The organism is Caballeronia sp. J97 (genome assembly GCF_905220305.1).
In the GTDB taxonomy this organism is placed as follows: Bacteria; Pseudomonadota; Gammaproteobacteria; order Burkholderiales; family Burkholderiaceae; genus Caballeronia.
Genome location: NZ_CAJMZL010000008.1, coordinates 124,965 through 150,247, shown reverse-complemented (window position 1 = coordinate 150,247; position 25,283 = coordinate 124,965). Strand labels below are relative to the sequence as shown.

Here is a 25,283-nt window from a genome sequence, read left to right as displayed (position 1 = left end):
GGAACGACTACGACCGCAATGCCTGAAACTTTAGGGTGCGTGGCGTGAACGCGCTCCATACGCGTTCGTTGCCATCGAACCCGGGCGATTGGAACAGCCCGATCGGCGCGACACGATTGGGCTGTCTCAGTGCAATTCGGACTCTCGTTGATACCCGCTCCGAGAGTGCTCAGCAATTGCCTTTCTTTCCTTGCCCTGGTGGGCAAAATCCGTTGCCGGGGCCGCCTTGCGGCTTGACCGCGACAGATGGCGAATCAGGTACGTAGACGGCGCATCCGGCGATCATGCCGACGGCAACCAGCAACGACACGAGAACAACGGCTTTCTTCATCTTCATCATGAGATCCAATTGGGAAGGAGGTAGTACGGGGCTCAGGCTCCGCGTCCTGGATTGTCAGAAACTGAGATTGACGTTGGTCTGGCTCGTCGTTGCGTTGACGGACGTCGACTGCGTTGCGCCCGAAGCTGCATCTGCTTCCACCGTGTAATGGCCGGCCGCCGCGGACACTGTTGCGAAGCTGAGCGGGAGCGACGCCGAATACGTGGTGATCAGCGGCGCTGCCGCAGGCAAGGACAACTGGTACGCGCCAGTGTCGAGATTCGCGTTGGCAGATGCAATTTCGTAGGGGCTCGCATCGCTCACTTGCAACGCGCGCACGAGAGCGTCGGCCCCTGGAGTCACTGTTCCGCTCACTGTGCTCATCGCCGAGACGGGTAGTGCGATGGGAGTCGCAGAAGTGGAGACGGCCGTGTTTGTGTTCACGACGACCGGTACGGAGCGCACGATGCCTGAGGCGACCTTGTTCTGGACGATGACGACATCGTAATTGCCCTGCGTCGTACTCTGAATGAGAGGTGAGAGCACGAACTTGCCGGTGCTGTCCGCGATGGTGCCCCTGACGATCTTTCCTCCCTGCTCGGCATACACCGTCGCGCCCGCTTCCGCGCCCGCGACATAGCCGGAAATTTGCCCGCTCACCGTTGTCGGGGTTGCCGTCACGACAGGTTTCAGCGCATACGACCCGTTGCCTCGCGTGACAATGGATTTGCAGGCGTTAAAGTCGAGCACCAGGTCAACGAGCGTGTTCGGCTGTACTGTGAAGGGCTGAATGATCTTGTAGCCGCTTTGCGTCGCGCTGGGCGTATCAAGTGCTTGTTCCTTGCCGCCGCTGGGCACAATGGAGTTCGCGAGCGTGTTGCCCGAGTTCGGCGTCAGGACCAGGCGCACCTGTTGGTACTGACCGGCCGGCAGTGCGGTCTGGCCAAGATCGGCGAGTACGCCGTTCGTGAGTGAGAGCAGGTCGATTTTCTGCGGTGCGGGTAATGCGATGGTTGTCCAGCCGGCGTCGCTGTCGGCCGCCTGCGCGTTCGCATTGACGCGCACCTGCGAAACGGTGACGTATACGTGATCGAAACCGCAGGAGGGTGCGTCTGTCAGGGCAACATGCAGAGTCCCATTCGGGGAACTTGATCCGTCGCTGCCGCCGCCGCCGCCGCAAGCAGCAAGTATTGTTGCGGTCCCCGCAGCCAGCGCAAAAGTTCTCCAATATCCTCGAGTCATCGCCACACCGTTTTTGTCGTTAAAAGTGACGGCAGATTATCGTTGAATTGGTACGACGATTGTAACTTTATGGACGAAAAACTGTAACTTCTTCATCGAGACGTAAATAAGAGATCGAAGCTTTAGGTTGTTGCGTTGGAAAGCTTCTCATTTCAATGGTATCGCTTAAGCATTTCCTAAGGATTTCGCGGATATCGTTTATTGTCGGCGGACAGATCGCAGACATGCTTATTGGCTTGAACGTTGCAAGCACCGGCGCATGGAGCGTCCGGAAGTAACGGCATCCAGGCGATTCGCGTTATCTTGTTGCCGATTAGGCTTGGCAAAGCGCTGTTCCTGTGTCGCGCTTTCTCTAAGAACCCGTGGCAGCAGCTCATCCCCAACACCTTCCGCGGACTCAATTGCCGGGTTCGGCTTTGTCGAGCAGGTTAGGCCTGCAAAGAACTGCCGTGCACTAGAGGGTAGGGTATCCAATGGTCGTTAGGTTAGTCCAGGAAACCAAGCGATCCTCTTGCATCTAAACTTCGCCGAAGCTACCCGAGCAAGATCGCTCCGCCACTCGAGGAAACCATTCCGCCGTGGCGATTGTATGTGGCATATCTTATCGCATCCTTAAGAAGAAGCGCGCTTAACGAAATCTGCGAAATTAACTCGTCCAAGTAGATTTCTTGAATTTTGTTAGCGATCCAGATGAAAAGAAGTGGCGTCGGTGTTTTCACTTAGCGGTAGTTTGATTAGGCTATTTTCGCCACTAAGATAACTTTCAATTCTAAAAGTTATGCTTTACGGAGGAAAGCTAGGGACGCGGCCTGTGCCAAGGTTGACGAATAGCGGCCCTGCAACGCCGGCCCCGACGCCCTGGCCACGAAACGGATTTCAAATTCGTTTTGAAGATTACTAAGGTACTCAGTTTTCTTCTCTTAGCAACTTACAGCAGTCGTACGATCATCAACATTTTCCTATAGGAACCATCAAATCTTTTGCTGTGCATTCTTACGAATGCTTGCGCATGCTTACGTCCATGACTTTCGCGTCGGTTTCTAAAGCCGATCGCGACACGCAGGGCGCAGGGTCTGCAAGAGGCCAGCGCTCCGCTGAAAAGAATCTGTGCGCTGTCAGTTCTGGACCAACAAAGGAGCCTATTGATGAAAAAGCCTTGGATCGTACTACTGCTTGCCGCAACTGCCGTGATAGCGGGGTGCGGCGGGAGCGACAACCCGGACTCGTCTTCCAGTTCGACGCCCTCGACACCGACTCCCGCGAACTCGAAATTGCTGACGAATATCGCCGTGCCGAACGTGTCCAGTCCGCCGTTCAGTTTCGACATCGGCTATGTGGAGGCGGGGCGATATTATCTGACCGATCGGAATAACAAGGCTGTCGATGTTGTCGATACGAAGTCGAACACGCTGATCGCACAGATTACCGGCTCCTTCGCGGGCGTCGGCGCGTCGACGGATGCATCGGGACCCGACGGCATTGTCGGCATCACGGGCACGAATACGCTTTACGTTGGTGATGTGAACTCGGTCAAGATCGTCGATACCGCCGCGCTCAAAACCGTCAAGACGATCCCTGTCAGCAATTCGGGCTCGCGCGTGGACGAAGGCTGTTACGACCCGGACGACCATCTGGTGATGTACGCCAGCCCCGGAGAGACGCCGCCTTTCGTCACCTTCATTTCGACGACGACGCAAAGCGTGGTGTCGAAACTGACGTTCACCGGATCATCGGGGCTCGAGGCGTGCACCTATGATTCGACGACGAAGAACTTCTACATCAATAACGATGGAACGTCGGCACATCCCGATGGCGAACTGGACGTCATCACCGCCAAGTCGGTGACCGCTGGCACGCCGGTCGTCAGCAAGGCGTTTCCGCTCGATAAGTGCTCGCCTACGGGTATCGCGCTGGGACCCAACAACGACGTGCTGGTGGGATGCGATCCTTCCGCCGGAAATCCGCTTATCACGTTGATTCTCGACCGTACTACCGGTGCGCAATTGGCCTCTGTGCCCTTCGGCGGCACCGACCAGGTGACGTACGATCCCGGCTCGAATCGATACTTCCTGCCGGCGCGGCACTACGTTGCGAGCGGTACTGCGGCATCGTCGGGGTTCAGTCCGCAGATGGGCGTGATCGACGGAGCGACGCGGCAGTTGCTCTACAAGGTGCCAGTCGGAGCGGGCGCGCATTCGGTAGCCGTCGACAGCGGTCTCGGCCAGGTCTATGTGCCATTCCAGCCCGGAACTTCGGCCGGCTTTGCAAGCGGAGGCATATCGGTCTTTGCGACGAAGTGATCGCGCAAAGGAAGGTCGCGCATCCGTGGCGACCGTTCGAATAGCGTCGACGGCGGACGATCGGATCAGGCGGGCCTTCGTTCGCGGTGTGCGTCGGCGCAGCGGACTTCGCGCATTAAGATAAGACAGGAGGGACGAAGCCCCGCGGATCCGCGGGGCTCGAAGAACTTAAAGCAATGCGCGCATGCGAATGGGTAGCGCATGCCAGGCTCCCGCTTGCCGAAGCGGCGGCACGAAGAACAGCCGCATCTGGAAGGACGGAAGGCCTGCGACCACATCAAGGCGATCACCGCGCGTCCCTGATCGACATTCAAACGTAGTGCTCGAACGTAACTGCGGCTTATACAAGGCAAAAGCGTCGCTTGCGACGAATTGGGCATCCGCTTTTCGGTGATGGAAGCGGCCATCGTCGGACTGATGCTCTCCGTGCTCGGTGCAGTCGCGCGTGATCTTGGCGAGGCCGAAGAGCGCGCCGTCGTCGTCGTAGATCGGCTGGATCACGACATGTGCCCAGAATCGCGTGCCGTCCTTGCGGATGCGCCAGCCTTGCGCCTCGAATTTACCGGTTGCGCGGGCGGTTTCGAGGCCGTGTTGCGGCAGGCCGCGATCGCGGTCGCAGGGATCGTAGAAGCAGGAGAAATGCTTGCCGACGATCTCGCGCGCCGTATAGCCCTTCGCGCGTTGCGCACCGGCATTCCAGTTCGAAACGATGCCGTCCGGGTCGAGCATGTAGATGGCGTAATCGGTGATGCTCTGCACGAGCCGGCGGTACACCATGTCCGACGCGCAGTTCGCGTGCGGATTCGCGGCGTTCTTGCCGCAGACCTTGCAGATCCAGCGTGCGCTGTTTTCGTGGGTCATCGTGAATCAGTGCGCCGCGAGACGGAAGAACGACACGGCCTCGGTCAGGCGGCGCCCCTGATCGTCGAGCGATTGCGATGCCGCCGCCGCTTCCTCGACGAGCGCCGCATTCTGCTGCGTCACCTGATCCATTTGCGCGATCGCGAGGCTCAGCTGTTCGATGCCGTGGCTCTGTTCGTTCGATGCGGCGGCGATCTCGTTCATGATGTCGCGCACTTTCGATACGGCGTGCAGCACTTCGGACATCGTCGTGCCCGCAACGCCGGCCAGCGTCGAGCCTTCCGTAATGCGTCCGACCGAGGCGCCGATCAACTCCCTGATTTCCTTCGCCGCGCTCGACGAGCGCTGCGCGAGGCTGCGCACTTCCGCCGCGACGACCGCGAATCCGCGTCCTTCCTCGCCCGCGCGCGCCGCTTCCACGGCGGCGTTCAATGCGAGGATGTTGGTCTGGAACGCGATGCCTTCGATGATGCCGATGATGTCCGCGATCTGCCCGGAGCGCGCGCTGATATCGGACATCGTCTCGATCATGCGGCTCACGGCGGCGTTGCCCTGCTGCACGATCGCCGACGCCTCCGCCGACAGCGCGTTGGCATGCTGCGCGTTATCGGCGTTCTGGCGCACCGTCGACGTGAGTTGCTCGACGCTCGACGCCGTCTCTTCGAGCGATGCGGCCTGTTCCTCGGTGCGCGTCGACAGATCGACGTTGCCCGTCGCGATCTGGCTCGAACCCGTCGCGATGCTGTCGGCCGATGCCCGAACGTTGCCGATGAGCTCGACGAGCTTCGTCTGCATCGTGCTCATCGAGGCGAGCACGCTGTTGGCGGGCGCCTTCTGCGCGTCGGCGACGGGACGCAGGTCGCCGTCGGCGACGCGCTTCGCGACATCGCTCAGCGTGTCCGGCTCCGCGCCGAGTGCGCGCAGAATGCTTCGCGTGATGGCGAGACCGGCGACGATCGCCGCGAGCACCGCGAGCGCGCAGACGCCGAGCAGGAGCATGCGCGAGAACGCGTAATGCGATGCCGATTCCGCCACGAGCTGCACTTCGCGCGCGCGCGTCATGTCCGAGTAGTCCTGCGTTGCCTTGACGAGCGCGGCGAGCAGCGGACGGCATTCGTCGTTCATGCGCGTGATGGCTTCATCGTGTCTGCCCTTGAGCGCGAGATCGACGATGCCGAGCGCGACCGGACCATAAAGCGACTCGACACGATTGATCTCCGCAACGCGCGCGCGCACGTCGGATGGCACATCCGTTGCGCTTGCGACCCGCTCGTTGAACTCGCGCAGATTGCGCTGCACGTCTTCGTGCGCCTGCACGACGGCGGCTTTTTCGAGCGCGAGATCGGCGGGCTTCGTGACGAGCACGAGGTTACGCGCGGCAATCGCGCGACGATCCACCGCGGTCCGCACACTGGCCGCCAGATTGGCACGCGCGTTGATGCCGTCGATGAACGACGTGAAGCGCTCATTCGATTCGTGCAACGCCTCGATTGAGAGCGTCGCGACGGTCAGCAGGGCGGCCGTGAGCATGCCGAAGCCGATCGTCAGTCTGGTTTTCACCCGCATTCTCTTGAAGTTCACTTTGTCCTCGTCCCCTGTTTCGGTGGATGCTTTCAGCCTCGCGGCGGCGCCGCGCGAAGGCACAGGTCGCTTGAAACCTGCGCCCTCTTGCTTACGGCACGGGAAACGCAGGGTTTTAGATGAACGAAACCTGAACGAGGAATGGCAAACGTTTGGTGCGTGCCCTTATTTTGTAACGTGGGGCCGAGTCTGCTCGTCGTTCGATCGGCGGACATGCGCCGAATGCCTCGGGGATGGCTTCGGTACGCGCGGGCGAGTACGCCCGGAGCAGGGCCTCGATCGATTCAAGTCGATACGGACGGGGCCGCGCGTTCGCTGACCAGATCGCGTTCGCCTTTCAGCCTGCCGTCGATACGCGCGCTCGAGACCGAGCAGGCCGCATCGCTGAACACGAGCGGATTCCTGTCGATCAATTTCATGCCCAACGAAAACCTCGACGAGGCTCTTCGGCTTCGAGCCGCGCGCGGAGAAGATTTGGACCTGGCGCCGGTTGGATGCGCGCGACGAACGTAATCTCTCGATGAATACGTAGTCAAACCTATTTACTTCGATGCATATGCTTGTTACATTGCCTCCAATGCGAAAGACAAGTTGAATTGCATACGCATGCAAAATGCGGACATCGAATTGTTCACAATAGCGGTTCTGAACTTCCACTGATCAGATGAAAACTCCAGCCACCTCCGTCGACGTTGCACGCCTCGCGCAGGTCTCGCAGTCCGCGGTCAGCCGTACTTTTACGCCCGGTGCGAGTGTCTCCGAGGCGACCAGGGCGAAGGTCCTGGCGGCTGCTCGCAAGCTTGGCTACCGGCCGAACGCACACGCGCGAAGCCTGACCACGGGTCGCTCGCGGATCATCGGCTTGGTACTCAGTCATTTCGAAAACCTGTTCAACGCGGTGGCGATGGAGCAGCTTGCCAGGCGCCTGCAACGTGACGGATATCACATCCTGATGTTCGTCACGGACATGCACGATGCCGACCAACTGATCGGAGAAGTCCTGCAGTACAACGTCGATGGAATCGTGCTGGCGGACACGACGCTTTCGTCGACGCTAGCGGGACTGTGCGCTGACGCCGATATTCCTGTTGTGCTGTTCAACCGGGTCATGTCCTCGAGGAGCGAGAACGCGGTAAGCTCCGTACGCTCAGACAACGTTGAAGGCGGCCGCCTCGTAGCTGCCCATTTCGTCGAGCGGGGCAGACAGCGTATCGCGTACATCGCCGGTCAGGAAGAGTCTTCGACGAACCTGGAACGGGAGCGCGGATTTCGCGAGGAACTCGCCAAACACGAGCAGCGGATCTTTGCTCGCGGCGTCGGAAACTATAGCCAGGCTGAGGCGCGTCGTGCAACGCATGAGCTGTTCGCCTCAAAGGCAGAGCGCCCGGATGCCGTCTTTGTGGCAAGTGACTATATGGCGTTTGCCGTCATGGATGTGCTGCGGCATGAGCTTGGTCTGCGCGTACCGGAAGATGTCAGCGTAGTCGGCTACGACGATGTCCCCCAGGCGCAATGGCAATCGTATCAGTTGAGCACCGTGCGGCAATCGGTGCCGGATATGGTCGAAGCGGCTGCGGGCCTTTTGCACGGTTACTTGCGAGATTCGGAGCAGCCACAGACGGCCAAAGACGCCGTGATTCCAGTCGAACTCATCTTGCGCGCATCTTCGCCCATGTAGATGCGCCACGAGCCCCGCAGTTCCATCTTTTATGTACGTAATTAATATAGGAGTACGAAGATGAATGCCGGAATGCGGGTGACAACGATTCGACGATTCCCGATTGCACCGTTGTCCGGACGACCGGTTCGTCCGCGCAGTCATCTTTGCGGTCGGGAAGTCAACGGTGTAGAGAAGGGTCTCGGGACGTCGTGTGCGAATGCTGCCGATGCAGCAGCGGAGCCACGATCTACGCTTGTCTTGATACCAGGCACGTTGTGCGATCAGCGCGTCTTCGGTCGGCAGATTCCGGCTCTAAGGGCGATTGCGCGGGTTCGTGTGGCCGACCTTTCTTCCATGAAGTGTCGCGAGCAGTGGCTGAACGCGCTGATCGACGGTTTGCCGGAACGCTTCTCCGTCGCGGGCTTTTCTCTCGGCGGCATGTTTGCACTCGAATTGCTGCGCCGGGTCCCGGAACGCATCGAACGCGTGGCGCTCATCGCAAGCAACGCTCAGCCCGGAACGTCTGCATTACAGAAGAAAAGTCGCCGCCTCGGGCATCTTTGGCGCGCGGGCGGCGCCCGAGCCGTGATCGCCGCGCTCGAGCCAAGCTATTTTCATCGCGCTCGCGTGCGCTACGAACAAGGCGCGCTGCTTCGAGCAATGGCTGAACGCGCAGGGTGGAAATCGGCCAGGGCGCAGTTCGCATGGGCTGCTGAGCGCCCGGCCGGGTATGGCGCGCTGGCCGTGTTCGGCGGACCCACCCTGATCCTGAGCGGGGCGCACGATTCCATCTGTACACGCCGGCAGCAGCGCCTGATGGCCGCTGCGAGTCGCCAGTCGCACTGGATCGAGTTGTCTCGGTGCGGTCATTTTCTCACGCTGGAAGAACCAGCAAAAATCGGTCGGGCGCTCGCCCGATGGATGCGCGAGCCCGTTGTTTCTGAACAAGGAGTATTGAATTGACCACTGCTCAAGCCATCAAGCAGCGATTTATCCCGTTTTCGAGTCTCCGGTATTGCACCGATGCGTTCATCGACTACCGGATTCCGGGATGCGCGCCGAAATACAACTACGCGCTCATCGGCCCCGGGGTCTCGCAGAACCCCAACCAGCCGGTCAGTCTGCGGGAGCCCCACGGATTTCAGGTTGGCGGCGTCGCCATGCCCGCGGGCGTCACCAACCCGCCGCACATGCATTTCACTTGTGAAGTTTTTCTCTGCACGCGCGGCGAGTGGGAGCTGCATTGGGGCTTCAATCCCGAAAAGCTGACGGCAGCGTTCGGCGTCGGTGACATCTGCTCGGTGCCGACCTGGATCTACCGGGGCTTCAGGAATATCGGAACGGAAGACGGCTTCATGTTCACCGCGCTGGGCGGTAACGATACCGGCGGCATTCTGTGGGGCCCCTCGACGCTGGAAGCGGCAGCGCGAGAAGGCGTCTATCTGACCGAGAGCTACGAGATCATCGACGAGCAACTCGGACAGACATTGTCCGAGGGCATGCGCCCGTTGCAGCCGATGACGCCCGAAGAAGTGAAGGCGCTGCGTCATTGGTCAGCGCAAGACATGAAGCAGCGAATCGTACGGTTCGCCGATCTGGTCTGGTCGCCACAGGCGCTGCTGGATTCCGTGCTCGACGGATGCGGCGCGTCGCTCGCTCCCGTCATCGGGCTGGGCATGACGCAGGATCGCGATCATCAGTCACCGATCGCGAATGCCCACGGTTTCTCCCTGGAGTGGCTGAGGATTCCGGCGGGCGGTGGCGTCTCGATGCACCGCATATCGAACAAACAGGTCCTCATCGTCAAAGCCGGACAGATCGATTTGAGCATCCAGTCGAGCGACGGGATCGTCACGCAGACGCTCACCGGCGAACGCGAAGGGTGGGACAGCTTCTCGATTCCGGGCGAGAGCTGGCGCACGCTGCGCAACACCGGTTCTGACGACGCGTTCGCCATTCTGATCACCGAGGGTGATGATCGCAAGCGCATCGAATGGCATGACGACGTGATCGAAGCCGTCGCGCGCGATGATCGAGCGCTCGACGCAAGCGGCTTTGTCGCGCCCAAGCGCTTCATCGACCGATCGCAACGTTAAGCGGAGCAAACGCATCATGCTCGAACACAACCGTCCGCTCGACACACGCGTCGCGGCGAGGCTGAGGAGCGGCGACAAGCTGCGAGGGATCTTCAATGGCCTCCCGTCGCCAGCCATCGTCGAAATGTGCGGCTACGCCGGCTTTGACTTCATCGTGCTCGACAACGAGCACGGCTCGGCGGATCTGCAGACGACCGAACATATGCTGCGCGCGGCGCGCGCGAGCGGGATACCCGCCATCGTGCGCTGTTTCGAGGCCGACATCGCCAGGACACTCGACATGGGCGCGAGCGGCGTGAAGATACCCATGGTCGATACGGCCGAGCAAGCCCGTTCCCTGGTTCGGCAGGTACGCTATCCGATGCGCGCAGGGCAATCCGGCGGTGGTCAGCGTGGCGTCGCATTCAGCAGTCGTGCGGCCGGTTATGGCGCTTTCGGCGGAGCCGGGCATACCACACGCAGCAACGACGGGGTCGCCTTGATCGTGATGCTCGAGACGCCGGAGGCACTGGAGAACGCCGGTGAAATTGCCGCGGTGCCCGGCGTGGATGCGGTCTTCATCGGGCCCAACGATTTGTCCCACGCGATGGGCTATGGGCCCGACTGGTCTGCCCCCGCCGTCCAGGCCGTGATCGAGCGTGCACTGCGTGCGGTCAGTGACGGCGGCGGCTGTGCTGGAATGCTTGCGTTGAGCCCCGCTGAAGAGGCGCGCTACGCGGCGTGGGGCGCGCGCTACTTCGCAACCGTGAGCACCGTGTTGATCACGCGCGCATTGGGCGAGGCAGCTTCAGGGGCAAGCCGGACTCTCGCGTATTGAAGGGATGGCAGAACCGCATTGACAAACGAAATTGGCTGATGCAACCTGCCTTCAATCTTGATTGCATACGCATGCATCGCGTTTCAGAAATTTGGGTTGAACAAAGTGTGGACCGGGCGAAAACAACACGTATCACGGCGAATCATGGCCCGGTTGCAGAAGAAATCTCAACTTCGGAACAAGCTTTGCATACGAATGCAAAACTGAATTTGGATAGTGATATAAGGAGACGAAATGATTCGATATCTCAAGCGTGGCAAGGATGCCCAGTTGCGCGCGGACGACGATGCCCAGGTGCGGCAGACCGTCGAGTCGATTCTCAAGGACATCGGGCAACGTGGCGATGATGCGGTGCGGGAATTCAGCCGCCGCTTCGATAACTGGGACCCGCGTGATTTCCGCCTGTCGCCGGCGGAAATCGAGAAGGCCGTGCGTACCTTGTCGGCGCGGGAAACGGAGGACATTCTTTTCGCGCAGGCCCAGATCCAGCGCTTTGCGCAGATCCAGCGTGACAGCATGAAGGATGTGGAGGTGGAGACGCTGCCCGGCGTGATCCTCGGTCATCGCAACATTCCGGTCAACGCGGTGGGCTGCTACGTACCGGGCGGCAAGTATCCGCTCATTGCCTCGGCACATATGAGCGTACTGACGGCGAAGGTCGCCGGTGTGAAGCGCGTCATTGCGACGGCGCCGCCGTATCAGGGCGCACCGCACCCGGCGATCGTCGCGGCCATGCATTTTGCCGGCGCGGACGAGATTCTCGTACTGGGCGGCGTGCAGGCCGTGGCGGCCATGGCGCTCGGCACCCAGTCGGTCGCACCCGTCGACATGATCGTCGGGCCGGGCAACATGTTCGTGGCGGAAGCCAAGCGCCAGCTCTTTGGCCGCGTGGGCATCGATCTCTTCGCGGGCCCGACCGAAACGCTCGTGATCGCCGATGAGAGCGTCGATGGCGAGATGTGCGCTGTCGACCTGCTGGGTCAGGCCGAACACGGACCGACGTCGCCGGCCGTGCTGCTCACCAATAGCGAAAACCTCGCGCAGGACACGATGCGCGAGATCGAGCGTCAACTGACAAAGCTGCCGACCGCCTCGATTGCAGCGGCCAGTTGGGCAACGTACGGCGAAGTCATTGTCTGCGACAGTTACGAGGAAATGGTGCAAAAGGCGGATGAACTCGCCTCGGAGCACGTGCAGGTCATGACCTCGAACCCGGACTATTTCCTCGAGCGCATGACGAACTACGGAGCGTTGTTTCTCGGCCCCCGCACCAACGTGAGCTTCGGCGACAAGGTGATCGGCACCAATCACACGCTGCCGACGAACAAGAGCGCGCGCTATACGGGCGGCCTGTGGGTGGGCAAGTTCCTCAAGACCTGCACGTATCAGAAGGTCACGACCGACGCCGCTTCCGCGATGATCGGCGAATACTGCTCGCGCCTGTGCCACATGGAGAATTTCGCTGGTCACGGTGAGCAGGCCAATATCCGGGTGCGGCGTTACGGCGATCGCGCCGACGTGCCGTGGTACGAGCCCGTTCCCGCGCGAGAGGCGCTGAATCCTGCGCGCGTGACGGCACGCCGTGGCAAGGGGGCGCGTCCCGAGCAAGGCTATCTGACGCGCGACAACGACCTGTCGCGCACGGCGGACACGCAGCGCGTGATCGAAACCATGGTCGATGGTCTGAACGATCACACGATTGACGGCATCGAAGCCTTCTTCGCGCGCGATTTCCGCTGGATGGGCAACGCGGGTTGCGGCACGAAACAAGGCGTGAGCGAATTCAAGAATAACTGGCAGCGTCCCTTCCAGGCGGCGTTTTCAGACAAGGTCTGCATCGATGAGGCGCGTCTCGTGCAGGGCGACTGGATGGCCGCCTTCGGCGCCCAGCACGCCGTGCATTCCGGCGAGTTCATGGGCATCGCGCCGACGGGCAAGCGCGTTGAAATCCGCTACATGGATTTCTGGAAAGTGATCGACGGCAAGATTGTCGATAACTGGGTCATGGTCGACTTTGCGCATGTCATGCAGCAGCTCGGCGTGGATCCGTTTGGCGGGCACGGTTGGGAGAAGCTGGATAGCGGCGCTCGCATCTCGATGGTGAATCCGGATGAAGCGTCGTTCGTCGCGGGCGACGGAAAGGGAGCGCGCCCCCAGCAGGGCTATCTGACGCGTGACAATGACCTCTCGCGTACTGCGCAAACGCAGCGGGTCATCGAGTCCATGGTCGACGGATTGAATGATCACACGATCGATGGCATCGAAGCCTTCTTCGCGCGCGAGTTCCGCTGGATGGGCAATGCGGGGTGCGGCACGAAACGCGGCGTGAGCGAGTTCAAGAACAACTGGCAGCGGCCGTTCCAGGCAGCGTTCTCAGACAAGGTCTGCATCGACGAGGCGCGTCTCGTGCAAGGCGAATGGATGGCGGCCTTCGGCGCCCAGCACGCCGTGCATTCCGGCGAGTTCATGGGTATCGCGCCAACGGGCCGGAACGTCGAAATCCGCTACATGGATTTCTGGAAAGTGGTCGACGGCAAGATCGTCGACAACTGGGTCATGGTGGACTTCCCGCATGTGATGCAACAACTCGGCGTGGATCCGTTCGAGGGCCACGGATGGGAAGCCTTCGACCGCGGCGAAAAGGTGCCGCCCGTTCCGCGTAAAGCAGCATGAGCAGCAGTTCTTCCACGCCGGTCTTGCCGAGCTTGCCATCATTCAGGCTCGATGGACGCACGGCGCTGGTGACGGGCGCCGGCCGCGGTATCGGGGCTGCGGCCGCAGCCGCTCTCGCTCAGGCGGGAGCGGCGGTGACGCTCGCCGCCCGCTCGAGGGACGAGTTGCAGACCGTGGCGGCGGCGATCAAGGAACGAGGTGGGCGGGCAACCGTGTTGCCGCTGGATGTGACGGATTCGGCGGCTGTACGCGAGCGGATCGCGCAGAGCGGTCCCTTCGACATCCTGGTGAACAGCGCGGGAACGAACCGCCCGGCGCTTCTGGCCGACACACCGGACTCGGATATCGATGCGGTCACGGCGCTCAATCTCAAGTCCACGCTGTACGTCACGCGGGAAGTGGCGCGAGGCATGGTCGCCGGGCGGCGCGGCGGATCGATCATCACGGTGTCGAGCCAGATGGGTCATGTCGGAGGGCCGCGCCGCACGCTTTACTGCGCAACGAAGCATGCGATGGAGGGTATGGCCAAGGCGCTTGCGTGGGAGCTCGGACCGCAAGGGATCAGGGTCAACACGCTTTGTCCGACCTTCATCGAAACCGCAATGACGGCAGGCATGTTTCGCGACGAAGGGTTCAGGGAGTTCGTGACCTCGCGGATCGCGCTCGGCAGGGTGGGGCAGTTGAGCGACATCATGGGCGCGGTGGTGTTTCTCGCGTCCGAAGCCTCGGCCATGGTGACCGGATCGGCGCTGATGGTGGACGGAGGCTGGACCGCCGCTTGAACCGAAATCACGACGGCAGACAGACAATGGGCGCAAGGATCGGCTTCGCGCCGATCAGCCAGGGAGAAGGGACATCATGGCCGCGATTCAACTGAAAGAGATAGTCAAGAAGTGGGGTGATACGGTCGGCGTGAAGCGCATGTCGCTCCATATCGCCGATGGCGAGTTTCTGGTTTTTCTGGGGCCGTCAGGCTGCGGGAAGACCACCACCATGCGCATGGTGGCCGGGCTTGAAAGTCCGACGGATGGCGAGATCTGGATCGGTGACCGATGCGTCAACAAGCTCGAACCGAAGGACCGGGACGTCGCCATGGTGTTTCAGAGCTACGGCCTGTATCCGAACATGACGGTGTACGAGAACGTCAGCTTTCCGCTGCGCATTCGCGGCACGCCCTCCGCCCAGATCCACCCGGCGGTCATGCAGGCCTGTGCGAAGGTCGAACTGAACGAGTTGCTCAAGCGTCGCCCGCGGGAGCTTTCCGGCGGCCAGCGCCAGCGTGTGGCGCTCGCGCGGGCGATCGTGCGCAAACCGAAGGTCTTCCTGATGGACGAACCGCTGTCCAATCTCGACGCCAAGCTTCGGGTCAGCATGCGGGCGCACATCAAGCATCTGCATCATGACCTGGGCGTGACGACCATTTACGTGACGCACGACCAGGTGGAAGCGATGACGCTCGCGGACCGCGTGGTCGTGATGAGCAAGGCCGAGATCCAGCAGATCGGCACGCCCGAGCAGATCTACAACGATCCAGACAACGTGTTTGTCGCGAGCTTCATCGGTTCTCCGGCAATGAATCTGGTGAGCGGCGAGCTGCGCGACGGCGTATTCACGAGCCGTTCGTCCGGCTGCGAGATCGCCATACCGGGATTCGGCGCGATGACGCGCAAGAACGTCGTTCTCGGTGTGCGGGCAGAGGATCTCTCGGTCGTGGAGCACGGCGCCGGAGAGATTCGTGGCGACGTGTTCTCGTTCGAGTTGCTGGGTGACGCCACGACCGTGACGCTGAAACTCGATCACCAGTTCATCACCGCGCGCGCGGACAAGAACTTCCGCACCGACATCGAGAAGCCGGTCGGGTTCGGCGTGCAGGCGCAGCGCTGCTTTTTGTTCGACGGCGAAACGACTCAACGCATTCGCCTGACACATTGACTAGAAAACGATATATCGGAGACGGCATGAACTTCCCTATCAATCGAACGCTGCTGACACTGTGCGTTGCCACCAGCCTCGTGGCGCAAACCGCTTTCGCGGAATGCACGGATATCCAGGGTTCCGGAAACATCAGCATCATTTCGAGCGCGATGCCTTCGGCGCTGCATATTGCAAAGGTTATCGAACAATGCAACAACGGGAAGATCAAGGCATCGGTCAAGATCGTGCCGGACGACAGTTCGGAGGTGGAGCTTGCTTTTGCCTCCAACGGGAAATCGGTCTTCGACGCCGCGATCATGTCCAGCGAGGTGTACAGCAGTCTCGCGGCAAAGGGCCAGTTGCAGCCGATGACCGACCTGGTGAGCAAGTACCGGGACACGTACCACATTGAAGATGGCATGCTGGTGAAAACGGGCGGCAAGGTACTCGCTATCGCCTTCCAGCAAAATGCGCAGAATCTTTTCTATCGCAAGGACCTGTTCGACAAGTACAACATCAAGGTTCCGACCACCTATCAGGAGATGCTCCAGGCGGCTGCGACCATCAAGGCGAAAGATCCGTCGATCCCGTATCCGATCGCACAAACCTTCTCGAAGGGCTGGGATATTTCCACCGAGTTCGTCAACCTGTACGAAGGTTTCGGAGGCAAGCTGTTTCAGCCCGGTTCGGCCGCGCCCGCGTTCAACGGGCCGGCGGGCGTCAAGACGATCGAACTGATGAAGTCGATGTTGCCTTACATGACGCCGAATTATCTCGCGTCGAATTCAGACGATGTCATGAACCAGTTCCAGCAGGGAAAGGCTGCCATGGGCGTGCTGTGGGCAAGCCGGGCTCAGCGCATGGACGATCCTGCCGCATCGAAGGTCGTGGGGAAGATGGCGTTCGCCGCGGCGCCGGCCGTCATGCCGGGCGGTAAGAGCGCAACCCACTTGTGGTGGGACGGCGTTGCCCTTCCGGCCAACATGTCCGCCAATCGTGACACGGTCTTCCAGGTGCTGATGAATGCGCTTGACGAAAACAACACGAAGGCCGGAAACGATGCAACGATCTGGGTCCGTTCCGTGTATAAGCCCACGCGCTTCGGAACCGGCGTGCTGATGTCGATGAAGGCGGGCGCGCCGATCTGGCCGACCGAGCCCTACCTCGGTCTGGCGACGGGAGCGCTCGGCCGGTTCATTCCGGACGCGCTTGCCGGCACGAGCTCGCCTCAGCAGGCGCTCGATGCAGCGGCAGCAGCCTACAAGGAGGCGGCCGCGGAAAAAGGATACCTGAAGTAATCGCGGTATCCCTGAACCCTGGCGAGAGTTGAGATGAAAGCGAGAACCTTCCTCCAGTTTGTCGGCCCGTCCGTAGCCATCATGGTGCTGTTACTGGCAGCGCCCCTTGTCATTACCTTCTACCTGTCGGTGCGTAACTGCACGCTGGTCATGGAGCCAGTCAAAATCGAAGAAGTGACGCCGTTCGGCAAGCAGGAGTCGTGGTCCCAGCGGGTCAAGCTCGATGCAGGCGGACGCGCGGTTCAGCAGTGCCGTTTTGTCGGGCTTGATTACTACCGTCGCGTGCTGGGCCTGCCTACGAGTGAGACGCCGTCTCCGGGTGGCATGACAGCGGTGGCCGCCACGACAGTTGATATGAATGGTCCCGTCGAAGACCGTGACAACGAGTTCATCGGTGCGTTGCGTTTCACCATGTTTTATACCTTCGCGACGCTCCCTTTCGTTCTGGTCATCGGGCTGCTTCTCGCGCTGGGCGTGAATGGCGCCGCAAAGCGCTTGAAAGGGGTGTTCATTACCGCGTCGCTGCTGCCCTTCGTCATCACGCCACTTGTTGCTGCGCTGTCGATCAAATGGCTGTTCCGGGATGGCGGTCTGGTTCCGGACCTGCTCGCGCATTTTGGCGTGCACGTGTTCTGGATGGCGCACGCCTGGTCGGCAAGGCTACTGATCATTCTGTACGGCATCTGGCAGGTGGTCCCGTTCGCTTTCATCATTCTCTATGCGGGTCTGCAATCGGTGCCCGTCGACGCCCTCGAAGCGGCGACGATCGATGGCGCGTCACGCTTCCAGAAATTCCGTTACGTGACCTTGCCCCATCTGATGCCGCTGATCGTTTTCATCACGCTGATCCACGTGATGGACGCGTACCGGGTCTTTGAGCCTGTCGTCGTGCTCACACAGGGTGCATTTACCACCAGTGTTCAGTACCTGACTTATTACACGCTGCTGGTGGAGCGCAACCCGTTCAAGGCGAGCGCATCGGCGGTCCTGACCTTGATCGGCATTCTTGTCTTGCTTACGCCATTGCTTGTCAGAACATGGCGCGAACAGCGGAGGGTAGTCTGATGAACAAGCGCAGCGTCTCGCTTTCCGCAGCACTCTACACAGGACTTGTCCTGTGGGCGCTGATCTCGGCGCTTCCCATCCTGTGGACCGCGATTATCTCTTTCCGACACTACGTCGACGCATTCAGTACGCCAGTCAAATGGCTCGCGCCGTTCACGCTGGATAACTACCGCAATCTGTGGATCGGCAAGGAGTTTTATCGAAACTTTCTCAATACCGCGCTGGTGACCGCCTGCACAATCACCATTTCACTCGTCGTCGGTTGCCTGGCCGGCTATGGCCTGTCGCGTTACCGGGGCGTATCGGGCTTCTGGCTGCTGATTGTCGCCCTGCTGTTCCGGGCGATTCCGCAGTCGAGTCTGCTCCCGGCGTTCTACACCGTGTTCGACGCGCTGGGTATTCGCAATACCTATTTCACGCTGATCTTCGTGCTCGTGGCGACCAACCAGCCGTTCACGATCTGGATGTTGCGGTCGTTCTTCGTGAACATTCCCAACGAACTGGACGAAGCCGCACTGGTAGACGGATGCACGCGTTTTCAGGCGTTCTACCGGGTGATCATGCCTGTCATGTGGCCGGGCATCGTGACGACAGGGCTGTTCAGCTTCCTTTTGGCGTACAACGATTTTCTGTTCAGCTCGTCACTGATCAACTCCGACAAGATGACCATGCCCGCCGCGATTGCCAACGTCATCTCGACAGAGAGCACCTCGTTGCTGATGCAGGGGGTCGCGGGTGCGGTGAGCATCACCTTGCCGCTGATCGTGCTCGTGCTCGTCTTCCAGAAACAGATTGTCGGCGGACTGACACAGGGCGCGGTGAAAGGTTGAATTCGATCATTGGACGGAAGAGGGGCGAAACAAGATGAAGTACGAGCTGGGAAAATACGCGACAGTACCCGATTACATTTACGGCATCACGCGCGAGATCTGGGAAGAACGAGGCGTCGGGCGCAAGTTGCAGGAATACTATGCTGCGGACATTTTGCTGCGCGCGCCCACCGGTTTCACCGGCAGCAACGATGGCGTGACCTCGCAAACGCTGCAGACGCTGCATCAGTTTCCGGACCGCCAGTTGATTGGCGAGGACGTGATCTGGACCGGCTATGACGACGGATCGTTCCTGTCGTCACACCGCTTGACCTCAGTGATGCGGCATACCGGAGACGGCATCCTGGGTCGGGCGACAGGACGCATGGTGCGCAGTCGGATCATTGCCGATTGTTGGGTGCGAGGTGGAAAGGTTGTCGAGGAGTGGCTGGTGCGAGATTAGGCCGCGTTTGCGCGTTGTCTGGGCCTCGATCCTTGCACGCTCGCGTTGGAAATGGTCGAGCGGGAGCTTCGGAACGGGCAGTCTGTGACGTTCTTCGTTCCCGAAGATGATCGACCCAGCGCCCTGAGAGACCCATTGCCGGATGACGGTGTAGTTCTCGCGATCATGGACCGAATGAGCCGCATCTGGAACGAGAAAGACACCTCGGCGATTCGCGATTTATATTTTCACGGCGCGTCGCTCCATGCGCCGGGCGGCGATCTCCGCTACGGCTACAGCGACATCGATGCCTTCGTTGTCGGATACCTCGCGTCGTTCCCGGACGCGGTGTATCAGATCGACGCTGTGAGAATCAATCGCGATGCCGAGAGACCGGTCCGCCTTGCTTTGCGCTGGAACCTGAGAGGAACGCACACGGGATTCGGCCATTTCGGCGAGCCCACGGGCGCGCCGGTCTATGTGATGGGCATGACGCATCTCGAAGTCACTGAAGGGCGAGTCATTAACGAATACTTGGTAACGGACGAAGTGTCCATCTGGAAACAGATTCATGCACATCGTTTGAGCGGCGCCAAAGGCTGACTCGCATCCCGGATTTGCGGCGTCGTGGTGGGCGTGGCCGGCCTTTCAGGAAGTTTCCCGGCCTGCCTGCCGAACGAGCAAGCGTAATGAGACGCTGACGAGACTCGTACCGCGCGTGCCGCGTTTAACGCGGCGAATGCCGTTGACCAAAAATTATCGCGAACGGCGCCGTTCCGGCGATTTCCTCGAAGTTTTATTTATATAGTTAGTCATACTAATTTAAAGAGAAGATCATGAAAGCTTACGCAAATATCGTGGCTGCGACGTGTCTTGTGGCCGCGGGCGCGAGCGCGCATGCACAGAGTTCGGTGACGCTGTATGGCATCGTCGATACCGGCTTGATGTATGTGCACAACAGCGCGGGACACAGCACTCAGTTCGCGATGACAAACGGCGGCGAGCAGCCGTCCAGGTGGGGATTGAAAACGAGCGAAGACCTCGGAGGTGGATTCAAGGTTGTCGCCACGCTCGAAAACGGTTTCGATCCCAATACGGGGAAATTGGGGCAGGGCGGCCTGATGTTCGGGCGTCAGGCCTTCGTGGGCGTATCCAAGGATACCTGGGGGACCGTGACGTTCGGTCGGCAATACGAACCGCTCACCTTCATCGTGCAGCCGATTCAAGGTGACTATTATCTGGGTGGCGTATTCACGAGCCCCGGCGACATCGACAATGCCGACAGCAGCATCCGGATCAATAACGGCGTTCAGTGGATGAGTCCGAACTGGGCCGGTCTGCAAATGGGCGCGATGTATTCGTTCGGCGGTATCGCCGGGTCGGTGGGTTCCGGGCAGACATACAGCGGTGCCGCCTCGTACACGTTCGGGCCGGCTACGGCCGCGGTGGGCTACCTGCATATCGACAACGGAAACAGCAGTTTGTCGACGCGAGGCGCCTCATCGGCGAGCTCCTTGTTCAACAGTTCGGTCAACAGCGCATACAAGACAGCGCGTTCTATCAACATCGCGCGCGCGGGCGGCGCCTACACGATCGGTCCCGTCGTGCTGGGCGGCTACTACAGCTTTTCGGAATACAGTCCGGACGCCGCGTCGACATTCACACGCACGGAAAAATATCACGTCGGATCAGTCTATGCGGTCTGGAACGTGACGCCGGCGTTCCAGACCGAAATTGGCTACACCTACATGAAGTCTCTCGGGGATTCGTCCGCGAAGCAAAATCAAATCGGACTGGCCGTCGATTACCTGTTGAGCAAGCGTACCGATGTATACGCGTTCGGGGGATATGCGCATGCCAGCGGCACGAACGGTAGTGGTCCCGCCCAAGCGGTTATCGGTTCCTGGGACATCGATTCTGGAGCAAGCACTCAAGGCCTCGTCATGGTCGGAATCCGACATAAGTTCTAGCCCGGCAGCTGCATGCCCGGCACGGCCTACACGCGTGAGGACGGTAGTTCGACATCGATTACCTTGCGAGCCGTTCATCTCGGGCACGTCTTCAATTGACGGTTTGCTGTGCCGATCAATGCCTTTCTAATGAACAGGAGCCTTTCGAAATGTGTCAAGTTCGTATTCTCTCGCGCTGCATCGTTGTTCTTGCATCGCTGGCGGTTGCTATTCCCATGGCTCGCGCGCAGATGGCGGAGGCGTCCGCTGCCGTACCAACTGCGTCAGACAAGGCGCAACGCAAAGCAGAGAGCAAGGCGCGGCGTGCCCAAAAGAATGCTGAGTTGAGCGATCTGAAAAAGCACGGCTACAACGCGGCTGGCGCACAGGCAACGTACCCCCAGAATGTGCAGAATGCCGAACGCAAGCGCAAGCCTGCGACGGTCGGGGGGCCAGCATCGACACCCTGAGGAACTGCGGCCGAGCGCGCCTTATTCGAAGGGGCGGCATATCCGTGGCGTTCTATTCGTTCCCGACCACGCCTATTCATCGGGAGTCGGCGTGATGGCGTCGTGTCGAGGCGCTCTCAACACCGTTCTGAATCCGATGTGAACCGTGCCGAGCGTCGGATCCTGTGGCTGGCGCGACGAAGGCCGATAGCGCACGCAGAAGTTCGGCGCGCACAGGAACGACCCTCCCTTGATCACGCGCGCCGGATGTCGCTCATCGTCGAACGGCTCGGCTACCTTGACGATGAGGGGATTCTGCGCCTCGTCCGCCGGATGCCGGTCCTGGTAGACGTCCCTCGTCCACTGCCACACGTTGCCTACCGGATCGAGCAATCCGTAGCCATTGGCGGGATAGCATCCGACGGGCGCAGTGTCTTTGTGTCCGTCGGCCGCCTGGTTGTGTGCCGGGAAGTCGCCTTGCCAGGTATTGGCCATGTACTTGCCGCCGGCCTTCAACGTGTTGCCCCAGGGATATGTCTCGCTTTCCTTGCCGCCGCGCGCGGCGTATTCGTACTCCGCTTCGGTCGGCAGATCATGGCCGAGCCACTTTGCGTAAGCCCGAGCATCGCGATAGGTCACCTGCACGACCGGATGATTCTCCTTGCCGACGATGCCGCTGCCCGGCCCATACGGATGCCGCCAGTTCGCGCCCGGCTCGAAGCGCCACCATCGATAGGACTGCTCGAACTGTTGCGCGCCGTCAGGCCACACGAACACCACCGACCCCGGCCGCAACTGCTCGGCGGGCATGCCGGGAAAGTCGGCGGGATCGCGCTTGCGCTCCGCTTCGGTGACGTAGCCGGTCGCGCGGACGAACAGGGCGAACTGCGCGTTCGTCACTTCGTGCGCGTCGATCAGAAAGCCGTCGAGCCTGACCGGCTGCACGTTGCGCTCTTCCGGATAGCCTTCGTTCGAGCCCATGCGGAAGCGCCCCGCGGGAATCGCGATCATGCCCGCGCGATTGGGCGCGTCGCCGTGCATCGCACCGAATCCGTCGGGCACGCCGCGATACGCTTCGCACAGCGGCTTGTCGGCTGACGCGAACGCCTGCGAACAAAGCGCCGCGAACGACGCCGCCACGAGCACGCTGCGCTTACTGGTTCGTATCGAGTTCATCTTGATAGTAATGCGTTCCGTTGCTGTAGCCGGGGCGATCCGCGAGACCGGGAATGTCTTGCACGCCGTTCGCAGTCTGATACTGCTCGTAGTCCGCGACGAGTTCCTTCAGCTTGCCCGGATAACGCGCGGCGACATCATGCAGCTCGGAACGGTCGACGCTCACGTGATACAGCTCCCAGCGATCCTTGCCCCACGGCTTGTTCGCATACGCGATCTTCCAGTCGCCCTTGCGCATCGCGCGGCGCCCATTCAGTTCCCAGCCTTCGGTGAACTGCGCGTGAACCCTCGTGCTCTGACCGGAGAGGAAGCTCAGCATCGACGTGCCCTGCATGCGAAACACCGGACGCCCGTCGAATCTGCCGTCGGGCGGTTGCACGCCTGCGAGTTGAAGGATGGTCGGCGCGATGTCGGTCACGTGCGCGGGCACGCGGCTGATTTGCCCCACGCGCGACGAGTGCGGCATCACGACGATGTTCGGCACCGCGATGCCGCCCTCGTGCGCGAATGCCTTGTACAGATGCAGCGGCGTCGCGCTGACCTGTGCCCAGCCGGGACCGTACTCGACGAACGAGCCCTTGCGTCCGGTGTTGGCAATGCTGTTGTCGGCATGGCGCCTGATCCAGTCGCGATCTGCGGCTTCGTCGAGGATGCTGTTGCCGTCCGCGCCGTTGTCCGACATGAAGAAGATCAGCGTGTTGTCATACTGTCCCGTCTCCTTCAGATGCGCAACGATGCGTCCGATCTGCGCATCCATCGCTTCGATCATCGCGGCGTACACGGCCATGCGTTTCGACTCGATGCGCTGCTGCACCGGCGTGAGCGAACTCCATTTCGGCCACGCATTGTTGCCTTCGTAGGCCTGCATGTCCTTCGGCACGATGCCGAGCATCTTCATCCGGGCGAGACGCTGCGCACGGATTGCCTCGTAGCCGACATCGTACTTGCCCTCGTATTTCGCGATGTACTCGTCGGGAGCCTGCAGCGGCCAGTGCGGAGCGGTGTACGCGACATAGGCGAAGAACGGCTTGCCGTCGCCCTTATTGCTGTCGATGTAGGACAGCATCTTGTCGGTGTAGAAGGTCGTCGAGTAGAAGTTGTCCGGCAGATCGACGAGCTTGCCGTTCTCGCGATACATCGCCTTCGGCGTCTTGTCGGGATCGGTCGTGATGATGCCGGTCTGGTCGAAGTGGCTCGCACCGCCTTGCACCATCGCGTACGACTGCTCGAAGCCGCGTTGCGCGGGACTGTATTCCTCCGTCAACCCCAGATGCCACTTGCCGACCATGTAAGTGTGATAGCCGGCTTGCTCGAGCAGTGTCGGGAACGTGACCACCGAATGCGTCAGATAGCCTTCGTAACCCGCTGCGCTGCGCTGCTTGGGCGTGAGCAGTTCCGCCATGCCGCCTAGTCCCACGCGATGATTGTCGACGCCCGACATCAGCATCGCGCGGGTGGGCGAGCAGAACGGCGACGCGTAGAAATCGGTCATGCGCAGGCCGTCCTTCGCGAGGCGGTCGAGATTCGGCGTGTCGATCTCGCCGCCGAACGCGCCGATATCCGAGTAGCCGAGGTCGTCCGCGACAATCAGAAGGACGTTCGGCCGTTTGTCGGCGCTGTGCGCGCCGGAAGTCGCGAGCATTGCACAGGCGATCGCGCATGCGCTGATGAGGTGCTTCATCGTGTCTCCTTGTATGTTCGTTATGGTCTGAAGCATCGATGGTCAGGCCGTGGCGCGCGCCCGTTCCACCTCGGTCGTCGGTACGTCGCTGCGCTCACGCGAGAGCGTGAAGTCGAAATCGATCAGCCCGAAGTTGCTCTCGACGCCATAAGGCTTACCTTCCGCGCCTTCGGCCTTCTTCAGCTCAGGCACGAGACCTTCGCGCGTCGCGAACGCGAAATCGTCCCACAGATACGGATCGCCTTCGATATTGATTTGCGTCGTGAGCTTGCGATATCCCGGCGACGACACGAAGAAATGAATATGCGCGGGGCGATGACCGTGCCTGCCGAGCTGATCGAGCAACTGCTCGGTCTTGCCGCCCGGCGGCACGCTGTAACCCACCGGCACGACGCTGCGGAAACTATAGCCCCCTTGCGCGTCGGTGCGGATCGATCCGCGCAGGTTGAACGCGGGCTGCGACTTGTCGAAGTGCGAGTAACTCCCCAGATGATTCGCATGCCACACTTCGACCAGCGCGTCCGCGAGCGGCTGGCCGTCGTCGCCCAGCACGCGGCCGCGCATCACGAGCGTCTCGCCGGGATCGCTGCCGTCGTCGATGCGTGCGTGGCCTAACGATTCCGGCGCGCCGGCGACATACAACGGCCCTTCGATCGTGCGCGGCGTGCCGCCTTCGAGGCCCGCGTTGCGCTCCGCTTCGTCGAGCCGCAGATCGAGAAAATGCTCGAAGCCAAGTCCCGCCGCGATCAGGCCGAATTCGCCGCGCTGGCCTGTTTCGGTCAGAAAATTCAGCGCCGTCCAGAACTCGTTCGGCGTAACGTCGAGATCTTCGATCGTATGAAACAGATCGCGGACGATGCGGTTGACGATGGCCTTCGTTCGCGGATTGCCCTCGCTCGTTGCGCTGTCGTTGATCTTGTTCAGAAGGGCGTCGATCGTATCGTGGTTCAT

The 25,283-nt window shown here is 60.8% G+C and carries 23 protein-coding genes and 1 pseudogene; 16 read left to right on the top strand and 8 right to left on the bottom strand.

Annotated features, from left to right (window positions below; genetic code table 11):
• Positions 1-169: 169 nt before the first annotated feature.
• Both U4Y90_RS13805 and U4Y90_RS13800 read right to left on the bottom strand, forming a co-directional pair.
• A complete protein-coding gene (locus tag U4Y90_RS13805) occupies positions 170-340 on the bottom strand; it encodes a hypothetical protein (protein WP_321795255.1) in 171 nt (56 codons plus the stop codon).
• A gap of 54 nt (positions 341-394) precedes the next feature.
• A complete protein-coding gene (locus tag U4Y90_RS13800; protein WP_321795247.1) occupies positions 395-1,561 on the bottom strand; it encodes a DUF4382 domain-containing protein in 1,167 nt (388 codons plus the stop codon).
• A gap of 1,145 nt (positions 1,562-2,706) precedes the next feature.
• On the opposite strand from U4Y90_RS13800, the gene U4Y90_RS13795 reads away from it, so the two are divergent.
• Positions 2,707-3,861, top strand: a complete 1,155-nt coding sequence (locus tag U4Y90_RS13795) for a hypothetical protein (protein WP_321795140.1) — start codon at positions 2,707-2,709, stop codon at positions 3,859-3,861.
• Between the two features lie 168 nt (positions 3,862-4,029).
• Here U4Y90_RS13795 and U4Y90_RS36135 read toward each other — a convergent pair whose 3' ends face one another.
• From U4Y90_RS36135 to U4Y90_RS13780, 3 genes are all read right to left on the bottom strand, one after another.
• Positions 4,030-4,638, bottom strand: coding sequence for a PAS domain-containing protein (locus U4Y90_RS36135; RefSeq protein WP_415749343.1), 609 nt, complete (start codon positions 4,636-4,638; stop codon positions 4,030-4,032).
• Between the two features lie 90 nt (positions 4,639-4,728).
• Positions 4,729-6,303 (bottom strand): methyl-accepting chemotaxis protein, encoded by a 1,575-nt coding sequence (locus U4Y90_RS13785; RefSeq protein WP_321795139.1) that lies wholly within the window; start codon positions 6,301-6,303, stop codon positions 4,729-4,731.
• Positions 6,304-6,587: 284 nt separating this feature from the next.
• Positions 6,588-6,722, bottom strand: a complete 135-nt coding sequence (locus U4Y90_RS13780) for a hypothetical protein (RefSeq protein ID WP_321795137.1) — start codon at positions 6,720-6,722, stop codon at positions 6,588-6,590.
• A gap of 245 nt (positions 6,723-6,967) precedes the next feature.
• On the opposite strand from U4Y90_RS13780, the gene U4Y90_RS13775 reads away from it, so the two are divergent.
• From U4Y90_RS13775 to U4Y90_RS13705, 15 genes and pseudogenes are all read left to right on the top strand, one after another.
• The gene (locus U4Y90_RS13775; RefSeq protein WP_321795135.1) at positions 6,968-7,981 is read left to right on the top strand and encodes a LacI family DNA-binding transcriptional regulator; all 1,014 of its coding nucleotides are present in this window, start codon (positions 6,968-6,970) and stop codon (positions 7,979-7,981) included.
• A 60-nt stretch (positions 7,982-8,041) separates the two neighbouring features.
• Positions 8,042-8,926 carry an alpha/beta hydrolase gene (locus U4Y90_RS13770; RefSeq protein ID WP_321795133.1) on the top strand — a complete coding sequence of 295 codons (885 nt, stop codon included), beginning with the start codon at positions 8,042-8,044 and terminating at the stop codon, positions 8,924-8,926.
• A complete protein-coding gene (locus tag U4Y90_RS13765) occupies positions 8,923-10,059 on the top strand; it encodes a hypothetical protein (protein ID WP_321795131.1) in 1,137 nt (378 codons plus the stop codon). The genes U4Y90_RS13770 and U4Y90_RS13765 overlap by 4 nt, the downstream gene beginning before the upstream one ends.
• A gap of 16 nt (positions 10,060-10,075) precedes the next feature.
• Positions 10,076-10,876: an HpcH/HpaI aldolase family protein gene (locus U4Y90_RS13760; protein ID WP_321795130.1), complete on the top strand. Its 801-nt coding sequence runs from the start codon at positions 10,076-10,078 to the stop codon at positions 10,874-10,876.
• Positions 10,877-11,110: 234 nt separating this feature from the next.
• A pseudogene (gene hisD / locus U4Y90_RS13755) lies at positions 11,111-12,421 on the top strand (histidinol dehydrogenase); the annotation flags it as partial.
• Positions 12,395-13,549, top strand: a complete 1,155-nt coding sequence (locus U4Y90_RS13750; RefSeq protein WP_321795245.1) for an ester cyclase — start codon at positions 12,395-12,397, stop codon at positions 13,547-13,549. The pseudogene hisD and the gene U4Y90_RS13750, both read left to right, overlap by 27 nt.
• Positions 13,546-14,331, top strand: coding sequence for an SDR family NAD(P)-dependent oxidoreductase (locus U4Y90_RS13745; protein WP_321795129.1), 786 nt, complete (start codon positions 13,546-13,548; stop codon positions 14,329-14,331). The genes U4Y90_RS13750 and U4Y90_RS13745 overlap by 4 nt, the downstream gene beginning before the upstream one ends.
• A gap of 76 nt (positions 14,332-14,407) precedes the next feature.
• The gene (locus U4Y90_RS13740; RefSeq protein WP_321795127.1) at positions 14,408-15,481 is read left to right on the top strand and encodes a sn-glycerol-3-phosphate ABC transporter ATP-binding protein UgpC; all 1,074 of its coding nucleotides are present in this window, start codon (positions 14,408-14,410) and stop codon (positions 15,479-15,481) included.
• A 26-nt stretch (positions 15,482-15,507) separates the two neighbouring features.
• Positions 15,508-16,761 (top strand): ABC transporter substrate-binding protein, encoded by a 1,254-nt coding sequence (locus tag U4Y90_RS13735; protein ID WP_321795125.1) that lies wholly within the window; start codon positions 15,508-15,510, stop codon positions 16,759-16,761.
• Positions 16,762-16,794: 33 nt separating this feature from the next.
• Entirely contained in the window at positions 16,795-17,826 is a 1,032-nt protein-coding gene (locus U4Y90_RS13730) for a sugar ABC transporter permease (protein ID WP_321795123.1), read from the top strand.
• Complete coding sequence (locus U4Y90_RS13725) at positions 17,826-18,656, top strand: carbohydrate ABC transporter permease (RefSeq protein ID WP_321795121.1); 831 nt, start codon at positions 17,826-17,828, stop codon at positions 18,654-18,656. The genes U4Y90_RS13730 and U4Y90_RS13725 overlap by 1 nt, the downstream gene beginning before the upstream one ends.
• 34 nt (positions 18,657-18,690) lie before the next feature.
• The gene (locus U4Y90_RS13720; RefSeq protein WP_321795119.1) at positions 18,691-19,098 is read left to right on the top strand and encodes a hypothetical protein; all 408 of its coding nucleotides are present in this window, start codon (positions 18,691-18,693) and stop codon (positions 19,096-19,098) included.
• Between the two features lie 84 nt (positions 19,099-19,182).
• The gene (locus U4Y90_RS13715) at positions 19,183-19,680 is read left to right on the top strand and encodes an ester cyclase (RefSeq protein ID WP_321795118.1); all 498 of its coding nucleotides are present in this window, start codon (positions 19,183-19,185) and stop codon (positions 19,678-19,680) included.
• A 233-nt stretch (positions 19,681-19,913) separates the two neighbouring features.
• Positions 19,914-21,047 (top strand): porin, encoded by a 1,134-nt coding sequence (locus U4Y90_RS13710; protein WP_321795116.1) that lies wholly within the window; start codon positions 19,914-19,916, stop codon positions 21,045-21,047.
• A 149-nt stretch (positions 21,048-21,196) separates the two neighbouring features.
• Positions 21,197-21,496, top strand: a complete 300-nt coding sequence (locus tag U4Y90_RS13705; protein ID WP_321795114.1) for a hypothetical protein — start codon at positions 21,197-21,199, stop codon at positions 21,494-21,496.
• A gap of 72 nt (positions 21,497-21,568) precedes the next feature.
• Here the strand turns inward: U4Y90_RS13705 and U4Y90_RS13700 are convergent, their stop codons facing one another.
• The 3 genes from U4Y90_RS13700 to catA are packed head-to-tail and all read right to left on the bottom strand — an operon-like array spanning position 21,569 to position 25,283.
• A complete protein-coding gene (locus U4Y90_RS13700; RefSeq protein ID WP_321795112.1) occupies positions 21,569-22,651 on the bottom strand; it encodes a formylglycine-generating enzyme family protein in 1,083 nt (360 codons plus the stop codon).
• Complete coding sequence (locus U4Y90_RS13695; RefSeq protein ID WP_321795111.1) at positions 22,629-24,332, bottom strand: arylsulfatase; 1,704 nt, start codon at positions 24,330-24,332, stop codon at positions 22,629-22,631. The genes U4Y90_RS13700 and U4Y90_RS13695 overlap by 23 nt, the downstream gene beginning before the upstream one ends.
• Before the next feature lie 42 nt (positions 24,333-24,374).
• Complete coding sequence (gene catA / locus U4Y90_RS13690; RefSeq protein WP_321795110.1) at positions 24,375-25,283, bottom strand: catechol 1,2-dioxygenase; 909 nt, start codon at positions 25,281-25,283, stop codon at positions 24,375-24,377.

Bases quoted from the DNA above. Each gene is read 5' to 3' on its own strand.
- U4Y90_RS13805 (WP_321795255.1), bottom strand. From the start codon at position 340: ATGATGAAGATGAAGAAAGCCGTTGTTCTCGTGTCGTTGCTGGTTGCC.
- U4Y90_RS13800 (WP_321795247.1), bottom strand. From the start codon at position 1,561: ATGACTCGAGGATATTGGAGAACTTTTGCGCTGGCTGCGGGGACCGCA.
- U4Y90_RS13795 (WP_321795140.1), top strand. From the start codon at position 2,707: ATGAAAAAGCCTTGGATCGTACTACTGCTTGCCGCAACTGCCGTGATA.
- U4Y90_RS36135 (WP_415749343.1), bottom strand. From the start codon at position 4,638: ATGGTGTACCGCCGGCTCGTGCAGAGCATCACCGATTACGCCATCTAC.
- U4Y90_RS13780 (WP_321795137.1), bottom strand. From the start codon at position 6,722: ATGAAATTGATCGACAGGAATCCGCTCGTGTTCAGCGATGCGGCCTGC.
- U4Y90_RS13775 (WP_321795135.1), top strand. From the start codon at position 6,968: ATGAAAACTCCAGCCACCTCCGTCGACGTTGCACGCCTCGCGCAGGTC.
- U4Y90_RS13770 (WP_321795133.1), top strand. From the start codon at position 8,042: ATGAATGCCGGAATGCGGGTGACAACGATTCGACGATTCCCGATTGCA.
- U4Y90_RS13760 (WP_321795130.1), top strand. From the start codon at position 10,076: ATGCTCGAACACAACCGTCCGCTCGACACACGCGTCGCGGCGAGGCTG.
- U4Y90_RS13745 (WP_321795129.1), top strand. From the start codon at position 13,546: ATGAGCAGCAGTTCTTCCACGCCGGTCTTGCCGAGCTTGCCATCATTC.
- U4Y90_RS13740 (WP_321795127.1), top strand. From the start codon at position 14,408: ATGGCCGCGATTCAACTGAAAGAGATAGTCAAGAAGTGGGGTGATACG.
- U4Y90_RS13735 (WP_321795125.1), top strand. From the start codon at position 15,508: ATGAACTTCCCTATCAATCGAACGCTGCTGACACTGTGCGTTGCCACC.
- U4Y90_RS13730 (WP_321795123.1), top strand. From the start codon at position 16,795: ATGAAAGCGAGAACCTTCCTCCAGTTTGTCGGCCCGTCCGTAGCCATC.
- U4Y90_RS13725 (WP_321795121.1), top strand. From the start codon at position 17,826: ATGAACAAGCGCAGCGTCTCGCTTTCCGCAGCACTCTACACAGGACTT.
- U4Y90_RS13720 (WP_321795119.1), top strand. From the start codon at position 18,691: ATGAAGTACGAGCTGGGAAAATACGCGACAGTACCCGATTACATTTAC.
- U4Y90_RS13710 (WP_321795116.1), top strand. From the start codon at position 19,914: ATGAAAGCTTACGCAAATATCGTGGCTGCGACGTGTCTTGTGGCCGCG.
- U4Y90_RS13705 (WP_321795114.1), top strand. From the start codon at position 21,197: ATGTGTCAAGTTCGTATTCTCTCGCGCTGCATCGTTGTTCTTGCATCG.
- U4Y90_RS13700 (WP_321795112.1), bottom strand. From the start codon at position 22,651: ATGAACTCGATACGAACCAGTAAGCGCAGCGTGCTCGTGGCGGCGTCG.
- U4Y90_RS13695 (WP_321795111.1), bottom strand. From the start codon at position 24,332: ATGAAGCACCTCATCAGCGCATGCGCGATCGCCTGTGCAATGCTCGCG.
- catA (WP_321795110.1), bottom strand. From the start codon at position 25,283: ATGAACCACGATACGATCGACGCCCTTCTGAACAAGATCAACGACAGC.